Source organism: Vibrio sp. YT-16 (assembly GCF_033337405.1).
Lineage (GTDB): Bacteria > Pseudomonadota > Gammaproteobacteria > Enterobacterales > Vibrionaceae > Vibrio > Vibrio alginolyticus.
Genome location: NZ_JAWOQQ010000010.1, coordinates 88,825 through 101,579, shown reverse-complemented (window position 1 = coordinate 101,579; position 12,755 = coordinate 88,825). Strand labels below are relative to the sequence as shown.

9 protein-coding genes are annotated in these 12,755 nt (G+C 45.5%); 4 read left to right on the top strand and 5 right to left on the bottom strand.

All coding sequences use genetic code 11. From position 1 onward, the window contains the following. Positions 1 to 6 precede the first annotated feature (6 nt). Positions 7 to 2,037 (bottom strand): S8 family serine peptidase, encoded by a 2,031-nt coding sequence (locus R7F07_RS16570; protein WP_171342668.1) that lies wholly within the window; start codon positions 2,035 to 2,037, stop codon positions 7 to 9. 466 nt (positions 2,038 to 2,503) lie between these two features. Here R7F07_RS16570 and R7F07_RS16565 point away from each other — a divergent pair, with 466 nt between their 5' ends. Further along, complete coding sequence (locus tag R7F07_RS16565; protein WP_017819748.1) at positions 2,504 to 3,760, top strand: type 2 secretion system lipase; 1,257 nt, start codon at positions 2,504 to 2,506, stop codon at positions 3,758 to 3,760. Positions 3,761 to 3,911: 151 nt separating this feature from the next. Here the strand turns inward: R7F07_RS16565 and R7F07_RS16560 are convergent, their stop codons facing one another. Beyond that, the gene (locus R7F07_RS16560; protein WP_171342669.1) at positions 3,912 to 4,514 is read right to left on the bottom strand and encodes a TetR/AcrR family transcriptional regulator; all 603 of its coding nucleotides are present in this window, start codon (positions 4,512 to 4,514) and stop codon (positions 3,912 to 3,914) included. Between the two features lie 111 nt (positions 4,515 to 4,625). On the opposite strand from R7F07_RS16560, the gene R7F07_RS16555 reads away from it, so the two are divergent. Further along, complete coding sequence (locus R7F07_RS16555) at positions 4,626 to 5,168, top strand: carboxymuconolactone decarboxylase family protein (protein ID WP_005374097.1); 543 nt, start codon at positions 4,626 to 4,628, stop codon at positions 5,166 to 5,168. Positions 5,169 to 5,264: 96 nt separating this feature from the next. On the opposite strand, the gene R7F07_RS16550 is transcribed toward R7F07_RS16555, so the two are convergent. From R7F07_RS16550 to R7F07_RS16540, 3 genes are read right to left on the bottom strand one after another with little or no spacing between them, the layout of a single operon-like run. Then, positions 5,265 to 6,641 (bottom strand): efflux transporter outer membrane subunit, encoded by a 1,377-nt coding sequence (locus R7F07_RS16550; RefSeq protein ID WP_171342670.1) that lies wholly within the window; start codon positions 6,639 to 6,641, stop codon positions 5,265 to 5,267. 14 nt (positions 6,642 to 6,655) lie between these two features. Beyond that, on the bottom strand, positions 6,656 to 8,620 hold the full coding sequence (locus R7F07_RS16545; protein ID WP_171342671.1) for a MacB family efflux pump subunit: 1,965 nt from the start codon (positions 8,618 to 8,620) through the stop codon (positions 6,656 to 6,658). 1 nt (position 8,621) lies between these two features. Beyond that, positions 8,622 to 9,797, bottom strand: a complete 1,176-nt coding sequence (locus R7F07_RS16540; protein ID WP_005374101.1) for an efflux RND transporter periplasmic adaptor subunit — start codon at positions 9,795 to 9,797, stop codon at positions 8,622 to 8,624. Between the two features lie 771 nt (positions 9,798 to 10,568). Between R7F07_RS16540 and R7F07_RS16535 the strand changes: the two genes are divergently transcribed. Then, complete coding sequence (locus tag R7F07_RS16535) at positions 10,569 to 11,912, top strand: OmpP1/FadL family transporter (RefSeq protein WP_005497916.1); 1,344 nt, start codon at positions 10,569 to 10,571, stop codon at positions 11,910 to 11,912. A gap of 78 nt (positions 11,913 to 11,990) precedes the next feature. Continuing rightward, positions 11,991 to 12,710, top strand: a complete 720-nt coding sequence (locus R7F07_RS16530) for a carbonic anhydrase (protein ID WP_171342672.1) — start codon at positions 11,991 to 11,993, stop codon at positions 12,708 to 12,710. Positions 12,711 to 12,755: the final 45 nt, after the last annotated feature.

The following is a 12,755-nucleotide window of genomic DNA, read 5'->3' as shown; positions in this document are numbered from 1 at the left end:
CACTCCTTATTGAAAGGTCAGAGTCCAACTGTTGATGGTGCCTGTGTCTCTTCTGGCACTGTCCACCGCTTTTAGTTCCCATGTACCTTGCGATTCAAAACCAGAAAAATCCGCTTGGAACGTGTTTTTTATATCGTTAGCGCTGCCGCCAGTATTATTGTGAAGTACAACTTCTCCACCAGTCGGTGACGTTAAAGTCACTCGTAAATCACCGATGTAAGTGTGGCTAATATCAAGATCAATACTTACTGTGCCTGAATCACCAGAGCGATCGACTTCTACTGCACTGATTGCGCCAGAAGATTTATTATCTGGAATCGCAACAGGGCTGGTATTTGAGAAGCTAGAGTCCGAAGAGCTACCACCATCAGGTCCATTACAGCCGGCGTCCAAGAACAGCTTCGCCGCTTCAGCATTAACTAGGCCGTGGCCAGTACGGTTGTCTCGACCAGCAACATCAATATCTGTTGCAGTTTTCACTAGGGCATTACGCACTTGCGCTGCTGTACAGGTTGGGTGGTAACTCCACACCAAGCCAGCTACGCCCGTTACGTGCGGTGTCGCCATTGATGTACCATTGTAGTACTCGTAATCTTCACCAGAGGTTGTTGCAACAGTAATTTCCTGACCAACATACCCCAACAGCTCTTGACCAAATGCACGATCAACCGTTACCGAAACCATACGATAAGCGTTGTTTGTGTCTACCAAGAATGGGTTTTGTAAACCAGGTAGTTCAGAGTTGCTGTATACGATTGCAGCTCGCGCACCCGCATTGTAACAAGCCTGAACCGCATCCACTTCTGGGTAGTTACCTGAAGACTGGTTACCAATACGCTCAGTCAAACAAATTTTGCCCGACATATCACCACAGTTAACGTTACCGCCAGATACATCACAGCTATCTAGCGTTGCCGTTACTGAACCCGCGATTGGATCCGGAACATACGAAGAACCGTTATTGATCAAACGATTGTGAGGAACAATCCCACGATCAAACTGACTGACACCATTCAAGGTAATATCAGAAAGTTTACCTTCACCTACCGTAACCGTTGATAAGATCGCCACACCCGGGCCTGAGATCTCAACTTGATTAGTAGATTGTGAGAACGCTGCATGATCATTTTGATTATCAACAGCCGCAACAGACATCACTGAGTCATAAGAAGCTGGATAGCTGTGCGCTGTATTGCCATCATTACCCGCAGCGGCGATCAATAGAACGCCTTGATCGTAAATATTTTGCAGTGCATTTTGCTCAGTTCGGCTTGATTGACTACCACCAAGGCTCATGTTCACAACGTTAGCACCATTATCGGCACAGGTCTGGATTGCTTTAACAAGCCCAGATGAGTAACCCCAACCCGATTCGTTAAATACTTTCACGATGTGCAAATTCACATTCTGGTTTGGCATCACACCCTTTACACCTTCGGTGTTGGCAATCGCAGCAATCGTACCCGCGACGTGAGTACCGTGGGCATTGTTGTTACCCGGATCACTCCATGATCCCGTACCACCATCGTTAGTACCAGCAACGCGGTTACCGCTTAGGTCGTTGTGCGAAATGTCGTACCCTGAATCGATAATACATACAGTGCGATTACCCGCATTGAAGTCAGCTAACAGTTGAGCATTAACCGCTTCATATCCCCATGGGGTCGTTTCGCTGAGCAAATAGCGAGGTGGATCGACTTCCACGTATTCCACATCACTACGATTGCGAAGCGGCTCTAAGTCATCGCCATCCAGTTCAACGCTGTAAATGGCGCGATTGCCCAGTTTTTCCACCTTACGTGCCTTCACCTGTTCTAGAACAGACTCCTGCGCGATTCGTGGCCCCCAGAATGAGTTACCACCCATTGAAGAACGGCTGACTGCATCTTCTTTGAATTTGACGATGTACTTCGTCGGTAACTTAGATTCATCAAATCCCATTGGTGGAGCCGCAAACGCTGACATCGAAGTGGTCAGTGCTATTGCTACGGCAGACAACGAAAATAAGCCTTGTTTTTTACTTGTTGTGTAGTGCATTTGCCCTATTCCTTATTTGAGCTAATTTTTATTCACTATATTCTCATGAAAAGTCATCATCATGATGTTTGCATGAGAGCTTCAGCTATAGTTTACAGAGCAAAAATGCCAAACAATTTGTTTCATGAATATACAAATTTGTACAAGAGATCATTCAATAAACACTTTAAGTTAACATTAAAAATCACCAACAAAACCTTATAAAGCAATTACTTAATTAACAAAAAGTGAATGTTAAATTAATGTTAGTGAGTAATTATTCTAAATACCACCCATTTAATCGATTGCTATGCTGAATGGATTTTTTGACCGTGGTGCCAAAACTGAAATATTGAATATTTAGTTGTTGACTGTCTTGAGCATTTACTCAGAATTAGAAGGTTTAGTGAGAAAAATTCTCATCTAAATACTGTTATAGCCGAGCGTATTCACGCATTCGGAACAATAACCATTACAAGAAGAGTGAATGATGAAAAAAACAATCACACTATTAACTGCATTACTTCCGCTTGCCTCCGCCATTGCAGAGGAGCCAACTTTATCACCAGCAATGGTTTCTGCGGCTGAAGTGGTTAGCGCGCAAGAAAATCAAACTTATACGTACGTTCGATGCTGGTATCGTACGAGCCACTCTAAGGACGATGCGGCTACCGATTGGAAATGGGCAAAAAACCAAGATGGTAGTGACTTCACTATCGATGGTTATTGGTGGAGCTCTGTTTCATTTAAAAACATGTTCTACACCAATACCTCACAAAACGTAATTCGCCAGCGATGTGAAGAAACACTAGATCTAGCGAACGAGAACGCAGACATTACATTTTTTGCTGCCGACAATCGTTATTCTTATAACCACACGATCTGGAGCAATGATGCTGCAATGCAACCAGATCAAATCAACAAGGTAGTGGCTTTGGGCGATAGCTTGTCTGATACAGGCAACATCTTTAACGCGTCCCAATGGCGCTTCCCTAACCCTAATAGCTGGTTCTTGGGTCACTTCTCAAACGGTTTTGTTTGGACGGAATACGTTGCTAAAGCCAAAAACTTACCGCTATACAACTGGGCAGTTGGTGGCGCAGCAGGTGAAAACCAATACATCGCGCTAACTGGTGTCGGCGAACAAGTTTCTTCTTACTTAACCTACACAAAGCTGGCGAAGAACTACAACCCTGCTAACACATTGTTTACGTTAGAGTTTGGTTTAAATGATTTCATGAACTACAACCGTAGCGTGCCGGAAGTAAAAGCGGATTACGCTGAAGCTCTGATTCGTTTAACAGACGCTGGCGCGAAGAACTTCATGTTGATGACACTGCCAGATGCAACCAAAGCACCACAGTTCAAATACTCAACACAGGAAGAAATTGAAACGATTCGTGCGAAAGTATTGAAAATGAACGAGTTCATCAAAGCACAAGCGATGTACTACAAAGCCCAAGGCTACAACATCGCATTGTTTGATACACACGCACTGTTTGAGAAGTTAACCTCGGCACCAGAAGAACACGGTTTCGTAAATGCAAGCGACCCTTGCTTAGACATCAACCGTTCATCCTCTGTTGACTACATGTACACTCACTCATTACGTTCTGAATGTGCAGCATCTGGCGCAGATAAGTTCGTGTTCTGGGATGTGACTCACCCAACCACAGCAACGCATCGTTATGTGGCTGAAAAAATGTTAGAAAGCAGCAATAACTTAGAAGAGTTTCGCTTTTAATAAGCCGTTGTTGTTCATTGCAAGTTAATCTGCATAAAAATGACCACGATGCTTCGTGGTCATTTTTTATCGATATCGAACCCCGATAACGGGTTTATTTGAGCTCGCTTACTTCAAGCCGTTGATTTAGAGACGTTGACTTTGAGCAGTCTCATTCAGCGTTCTGTTTTGGTACGTTACCGCGGAAGCTGTTCACCATAATAGAGATCAACGTCTTTAAGGTTTCATCATCACTGCGGTATGAGTAGGCTCGTATACCCGTAAACTGAACCTGGAACAACTGAGCAAGAAGCAATGTATCCTGGGCTTCAATTTCGCCATTCTCGATTGCTCGCTCAAACAGCTTTGCAAGAAAAGATTCAAATTGGTTTGCTAAGCTGTTTGTTTGATTGCGCAGCGCATTAAAATCCTCAGCAAATTCACTTGCTGATTTGACTAACATGCACACTTCACTGGGATTGGAGTCTCGCTGATTGATAACCACATCAATCGCGAAAGCTTCTATTGCATCTAGAACCGTTGTGTTCTGAGTTAAATGCAACTCAAACAGGGCTTGTAAGTTCGCAACGTACATTTTTAGCGCTTCACAATATAGCCCCTCTTTTGACCCAAACGTCGCATAAATACTTCCAGGACGCAGATTAACGCTATCTTGTAAATCACGTGTAGATGTTGCATGAAAACCTTTCTTCCAGAATAGATCCGAGGCGGCTTTCACCACTTCATCACGTTGGAATTTCTTTGTATTCGCCATGAGCAATTATCAATTTTGAACATATGCTCAATTTTATATTGAGCGACCGCTCAAAATCAACTATCCTGTTCTTGCCTAATCCGCTCATATCCAATTACAGGAGATTTAAACATGGCAGAATTTAAACTGTATACCGCAGAAAACGCACCCGAAGGATCAAAGCACCTGATTGAAAATTCAGTCAAAGCGTTTGGCATGCTACCAAATCTTCATGCTGTTATGGCTGAAGCGCCAACCTTGCTTGAGGGTTATCAAGTTGTGCATGAGCTATTTCAACAAACATCATTTAACGCAGAAGAATTGACCGTCGTATGGCAAACCATCAACGTTGAACATGGTTGTCACTACTGCGTTCCTGCTCATAGTGCGATCGCGGCGTCAATGAAAGTGGATCAGGAGATTGTTGATGCTCTCGTCAACCAAACACCATTGGCAGACGAAAAACTTGAAACACTACGAGAGACAACGCTTCAAATGGTGCGCCAACGTGGTGTAGTGGAAGAGTCTCAGATAGAGAAGTTCTTTGCGGCGGGTTACGGACAGCAGCAACTGCTTGAAATTGTACTTGGTCTAGCGCAAAAAGTGATGAGTAACTACACCAATCACCTAGCTGACACCCCGGTTGATGCACCTTTCAAGAAGTTCGCCAAGTAACTTAAGCTTTTATTACTGGTCCCATTGATGGGACCAGTAATACCTTCAAAAAAGGCTTTGTTGCATGGCGCTTCGCTAGTGTGAGCTGACCCCTAATTACAACGGCGCGACGTCGGTTCCCCCTAAAGACTGGTAAAGCGTAACCTGAGTGAGAAACTGGTTGTAGCGGTTTTCCAACAAAGAAGCTTGCGCGTTTCTGGTATCTTCTTGTGCATTCAAATAGTCCATGATCGATGTCGAGCCATACTGATACCGCGCAGCATAAATGAACTCAGCGGCACTCGCGGCATCATACTGTTCTTGTAAACGCGCCGCCTGATACTTCAATTTCTCGCGTGCCGACAAGGCATTTTCGACATCTTGGAATGCGGCGTACAACACTTGGCGATAACTCACAATAGCCGATTGATAGTCTAAATCGGCAATGGCTTGGCTATTTTTCATCTCATTCCACTGCAAAAACGGTAGCGTCATATCCGCACCTAAGCTGCCAATCGGGTTGGAAAGCAGGTCTTTGAGCGCTTGTGACGATCCACCCAGAGCCCCAGTAAGCGTCAGCTTGGGCAAATAGTCCAAATCTGCTGCGTCTTTATTTGCTAGCGCGGCTTTGACTTCATAAATCGCTGCTTTAATGTCGGGTCTGCGGATCAATAAATCAGACGGAGCACCAACACTCAACGATGGCATATCGCCTTCAGGCAGCATTTGGATGTTTGCACTGATGCTCTTCGGCGGTTGATTGAACAAAATCGCAAAGGCGTTGTTTGCCTCAAGTAAACTCTGTTCAAACTCACTTTGCTGCGCTTGTAAGCTTGCCAACGTACGTTTGGCTTCAAGCACATCTAACTGATCCACAGCGCCAAGTTGGTACTGTTTTTCAATCAATTGTAGCGTTTGAGCTGCGTCTTCCACATTACGCTGACTGAGGTTTAAACGCTGTTTCAGATAGCCGATTTGCCAATATAACGATGCCGTCGTTGCCACCAAACTTTGTGCGGTCGCCTCGCGATCTTGTTGACTTGCCATAGCCGTCCACTTGGCTTGGTCAACGTCCGCCGAGATTTTTCCCCACAAATCCAACTCGTAATTGACGGACAAGTTAGTGCTGTAGCTATCTGCCGATTCCCCGCTATCAAGAGATTTTTGAACTTGTCCTGATGTGGAAGAACTCAACGTAGGGAAAAGGTCATCTTGCGCTAAACCCAGCTGTAAACGCGCTTTCTTTAGCGTTAGCGTTGCCAGCGTCAAATCGTTGTTTTGAGCCAACACCTGAGTAATGTATTGATTAAGCGTTGGGTCGTTAAACGCCAACCACCAAGGATCCATACTGACATCACCCGCAACATGCATCTGTTGCCAATTTGCAGGCACTTGCACCTCAGGAGCTTGATAGTCGCTACGCATAAGCGAACCACAACCTGACAACCACACTGCGCTTAAGGCAGCCGCGACCAATCGAGTTTTGAATTTCATTGTGTTACTCATTTTTAGTCTCTCGCTAGCGCTTCTATCGGATCGAGTTTGGCGGCATTGCGAGCGGGTAAAAAGCCGAAAGCGATGCCAATCAACGTTGAGCAAATAAACGCCCAGATGATCGAGTTCATTGAGTAAATCATTTGGAAGCCGCTACCAGATGTACTGAATGCAAAACCAATCAAAAACGCCAAGCCAATACCAGCAATGCCACCACACAAACACACTAATACCGCTTCAATCAAAAACTGACGCAAAATATCCGCTTGCCGCGCACCCACAGCCATTCGCACACCGATCTCTTTCGTGCGCTCTGTCACCGACACCAACATGATGTTCATTACGCCAATTCCGCCGACAATTAGGGAGATCACCGCAATCGCTGAGATCAGTAACGCCATGGTGGCGGTGGTTTTCTCGATGCTCTGACGAATGGTGTCAGTGTTAATCGTGAAGAAATCTTCTGTACCGTGACGCATTTTTAACAAGTTGATGATGCTCTGTTCTACCGCTGCGCTTGGGGCGTTCTCATCAATCCGTACAGTAATGCCGTTGAGGTAGCGTTGTCCCATCATTCGTCCCGACATGGTGGTGTATGGCACCCAAATTTTCAGCGCGTCGCTGTTGCCAAACGCGTCTTCTTTTTTCTGCGTGACACCCACAATACGCACTGGCAATGAAACAAGAAAAATCACTTCACCAATCGGATTTCTATCCGCAAACATTTCCTTTCTGGTGTTGTCATCAATCACTGCTTCTTGGGCGAGTGAGTTCACGCTCTCTTCATCCCAAAACTGACCTTTGGCAATCTCATAACCGCGCACACGGAAATAATCTTCCCCAACCCCTTCCACAGACGCGGTTGCATCCTGATTGGCGTAACGCACGGTTAAGCTGTTGGATAAAGACGGCGTGACACTGTCGACAAAAGGTAGACTCTCCAACGATTTAGCATCGTCGGCGGTTAGCGTTTTCACTCGTCCGGAGCGGCGGTCACCAAACCCTTTGCCCGGCCTGACATCAATGGTGTTTGTTCCCATGGATGAAATATTCGACAAAATTTGCTGTTGTGAACCATTACCTAGTGCCACCACGGAAACCACCGAGGCTATACCAATAATGATGCCGAGCATGGTCAAAAACGTGCGCATTCTGTGGCTAGACATCGCCAGCAGCGCCATTTTTAGCGCGTCAATAAAACTGTCCCACTTCCACCACTTACTGGCGGCTTGCGCTGGGCGATGAAAAGATGCGCTCGGTGTCTTTGCTGCTTGCTCATTGATTACAACTTGTGCATTTGGCGTATCTGCAATGATTTCACCATCTTTGATTTCAATGATGCGATCCGCAAAGTTCGCCACGTTCATATCATGAGTCACTAAGATGATAGTATGCCCAAGTTGATGCAACTCTTTAAGCAGTGCCATCATCTCTTGCCCACTGTGACTGTCTAATGCGCCAGTGGGCTCATCAGCGAGAATCACCTCACCACCGTTCATCAGTGCACGAGCAACACTCACGCGCTGTTGCTGGCCACCACTCAGTTGGCTGGGCTTGTGAGTCAAACGATCTTCCAGCCCCAAGCGAGCCAATAGTGACTGCGCTCGCTCCGTTCTTTGACGATGAGGAACTCCCGCGTAAACCGCTGGTACTTCCACATTTGCCACCGCGGTTAAATCCCCCAGCAGATGGTAACGCTGAAATATAAAGCCAAAATACTCGCGGCGCAGTTCCGCCAGTTGGTCGGATTCCAACGTCGAGACATCTTGCCCATTAATGAAGTATCGACCGCTGGACGGTTTATCCAAGCAGCCAAGCACATTCATCAGCGTCGATTTACCTGAACCTGATGCACCCACGATCGCGACCATTTCACCGCGTTTTATCTCTAAATTAATGTGGTTCAACACGGTAAGCGACTCGTCGCCAGAGACAAATCGTCGAGTTAAATCCTCAACTTTTAAAAGCACGTCACTCATCTTAGAACCTCATTGGAGGGCGACGACGATCACCTCGGCTTGATGATTCCCCATCCATAGCATTGCCAAGAACAACTTGGTCGCCCTCCTTCAAACCTGAGAGAATTTGTGCGTTCACTTTGTTGTTGATACCCACTGTCACAGGCTTTTTCACCACTTGGCCCTGTTCAAGCACTGGCACGGTATAGTTGCCTTTGCCGCCAGATTTTTGCAGCACTTGTGAAGGGACAATCAAGGTATTTTCCGATTGCTCAAGGACAATCGAAACTTGCGCAGTCATGCCGATACGCAAAATACCTTGCGGGTTCTTCACATCAAATACAGCGTTGTAGTAAATGGCGTCGCTATCTGAAATGCTCAAATCGCTGTCATCGCCATCCATGATGGTTGGCCCCGGCTCAATGGCGCGCAATGTACCTTTAAACTGCTGATTCGGTTTGCCTAAAATGGTGAACAGCGCCGTTTGGCCTGGGTGAACAAAAATCACATCGGCTTCCGAAATTTCGGCTTTCACCGTCATCGTATCTAACTTGGCTAACTCGATAATCGTTGGCGTGGTTTGATTGGCGTTTACGGTTTGGCCTTCTTCCACCGCGGTGTAGACCACCGTGCCATCCATCGGTGCGTTGATGGTGGTGTAACCGAGATCTAACTGCGCATTGTCGACGTTGATTTTGGCTTTCTCGATTTCGGCATCCAGTTGCGCTAACTCGGCTTTGTAGATGGCGAGCGTCGCTTCGGCATTCTCGTAATCAGCTCGTGAGCTCGCTTTCGCTGCCAACATGCCTTTTTGGCGCACGTATTCATAGTTTGCTTGTTTAATCTGCGCTTGCTTAGCCTGGTACTGAGCGTTGAGACTATTAAGAGACGCTTGAGCTTCTTTGAGGCTGTTTTGCTGAGTCAGGCTGTCAATCTGTGCAATCAAATCTCCCTGTTTGATCTCATCCCCTAAGTTCACAGCGAGGCGTTGAATTTGCCCAGATACTTGCGCACCTACATTCACCAATTTGGACGCTTGCAGCATGCCGTTGGCTAATACCGCCTTTTCGATATTGCCTTTGCGAACGACTTCTGTCGCGTAAGGAGAAATGGGTTCTGGACGTTGCAGATAATGATAACCACCAGCACCAATAGCAAGTAGGCCACACAAAACGAGCCATTTTTTATTGAGTTTCATAGCAGGAGTGAAGTAAATAATCGTTTTGATTTTATACTGTTATTTGTCTTAGCCGTACAGGGTACGAGACGTAAAGATAGGTAAATTAACGTCAAGATACTGAAGGAATAACTTCACTAACGTGAAAAATCCGAGATATTATAGTCACTTCAAAACTATATTATTCAATACGTATAGCAAAGATCATTTTTAATATAGAAATTCAAGTTATAAGTATTATAAACAAAATTTTTAAATACCAACAAACCAGTAAAATCTAAACTTATTCAATATGTCATCCATTTAGATTTCATTATGGCCATTTTTTAATTGTTGAATTTCAAGAGGAGTTAAGTGACAAGTTAAATAAAAAATACCCACATAACACAGGTAAGACCGAGAGGAGTGTGTCATGTGGGTTTAAACGATAGTTCTCTTGCTGATTCGAACTACCAACGTTGGGATGCAATGGAAATACAAATGACTCAGAGTTTCCATCACGGACACTTTATCGCTGGATTTCCCTCTATTTGTTAGGGAACAGTCAGTACAATAAAAATAGAGAAGTAATACCGCAAAAATAAAAATAGAAGTTCAGGATTTAATTTACACGTAAAATAACCACTATATTCACGCCATGAAGCATTAATAAATTCAACAATAAATATTTATTAAGTTAAATTTACTTATTGTCAGCACACTGTTAGTTTTACTCTTAAATGCACTGGTCAGATTTGTTTATTTTACTGATTTTCGTTGCAATACAACTTCTAATTAATTCATGAGAAAAACATGCAGCGACAATTAACTCTTTCACCGATTTATTTATTAATCGGGTTAGCCTCCTCGACGGCGTATGCCGGTGGTTTTCAAATTAACGAACATTCTGCGACGGGTCTTGGTCGTGCTTTTGCTGGTGATGCCGTCATTGGTGATAATGCATCTGTAGTCAGCCGCAACGCCGCAGCGATGACGCTGTTTAAACAAAATGCCTTATCGTTCGGTGTCACTTACGTCAAACCTGACGTTACCGTTAAAAATGCGCAATATCATCGAGCTAACATTAATGCAGATGTCAATGTTGGTATGGGCGGTTTTCCTCCGTCCCCTCAAGTTGACATTACCCCGTCCTTCTCTCAAACCGTGACCGACATTGATGACGTCGATGGCGTTGGTCAACCAGCCGTTGTACCCAATTTTTACTTTATTCATCCTATCAACGACGACTGGTATCTAGGCTTATCGGCATATTCCAACTTCGGAACCGACATGGAGTTTAAACCAAACTATGGCGCACCTGTTTTTGGCGGTGTCACCAGCGTAGCGAGTGTCAACCTTGGCGCAAGCTTGGCATACAAGGTGAACGATCGTTTTAGTATCGGTGGTGGTATTGATGTGATTTACGGCTCTGGTGAGCTGTACCGCGATATGGACGTGGGTGTTTGCGTTGGTGGGAACATACTTGGAAACGAACTAGAACAACGCTGTGGATCCGTAAAAGGCAACGCACTTGATGTGGAAGCTGGCGGCATTGGGCTTGGCGCGAACATTGGCATGATGTACGAGTTTAACGAACGTCATCGCTTAGGTTTAAGCTACAAGCACAGCCCTAACATAGATGCCAAGGGCGACATCCACTTTGCTGGCGAATCGTACGACTCGCTTGCTATGCCGCTACCGGATATTGCGGAGTTTTCCGGTTATCACCGCGTCTTACCTAAATTTGCCCTGCACTATTCTGTGCAGTGGATTGGTTGGTCAGCATTTGACAGCTTGAAAGCTGATGATCAGTTGCTAAAAGATTTTCAGTGGCAAGACTCCGCGCACTACTCCATCGGTGCGACTTGGTACGCCAATGAACGTTGGACACTTCGCACGGGTTACATGTTCGACAAAACACCTGTCGATGAGCTGACTTCGCTTTCTATTCCAGATTCGAACCGTCACTGGTTATCTGCGGGGGCCTCTTACCAATGGTCATCAGATACCACGGTTGACATCGGCATGACGTACTTGATTGGTGAAGATGTCAACGTAGAAGAGTACGCGTATGAAGGTGTTCCTGCACCGATGGTGACGGGCGTGACCCATTCAAATGCGTTCCTAATTGGTGCCCAGCTCAGCCACCGTTTCTAATTTGTCAGGCAGTGATCAAACCTCTAGGTCATTGCCTTGTAACAACGCTTATCAAGGCGACCGAACAGAGACATTATTATGAACAAAACACTACTTGCTTTTTCACTCTCACTTCTCACTCTAGGCGCGGCTCAGGCTTCGGAATGGGGCTATGGCAATGACAAACACGGGCCAGAACACTGGGGAGAAATCGCCAAAGACTGCGCAACCACGAAAAACCAAAGCCCAATCAACATCGACAACCCAGCCGACGCAAAACTGGAAGCACTGAACCTTTCGTACACTGGTCAGGTCATTGGTTTAACCAACAATGGTCATACGCTGCAAGCGCAAGTGAACGGACGTAACAGCTTCACCATCGATGGCGAGACGTTCGAGCTGCAACAGTTCCATTTCCACACACCTTCAGAAAACCAAATCAAAGGCCGCCAATATCCACTTGAAGCGCACTTTGTGCACGCCAACGCAGACGGCGAGTTGGCGGTAATTTCGGTGATGTTTGATGCTGGCGATCAAAACGCAGCACTGTCTAAACTGATCAACGCAATCCCACAAGAGAATCAAACCACGTTCTTCAAAGATACGTTTGAGATTAACGACTTACTGCCAAAAACTGCAAACCACTATCGATTTAACGGCTCTTTAACCACACCGCCATGTTCAGAAGGTGTGCGCTGGTTTGTGCTTAAAGACACTCAAACCTTATCCAAAGATCAAGCCGCGAAACTGATGGAAGTCATGGGACAAAACAATCGTCCGCTGCAACAGCTAAATGCGCGCGTTGTACTTTCTAACTAATCGCCACATCCGATAAGGGGCATCGTATTTGCCCCTTATTTTGAT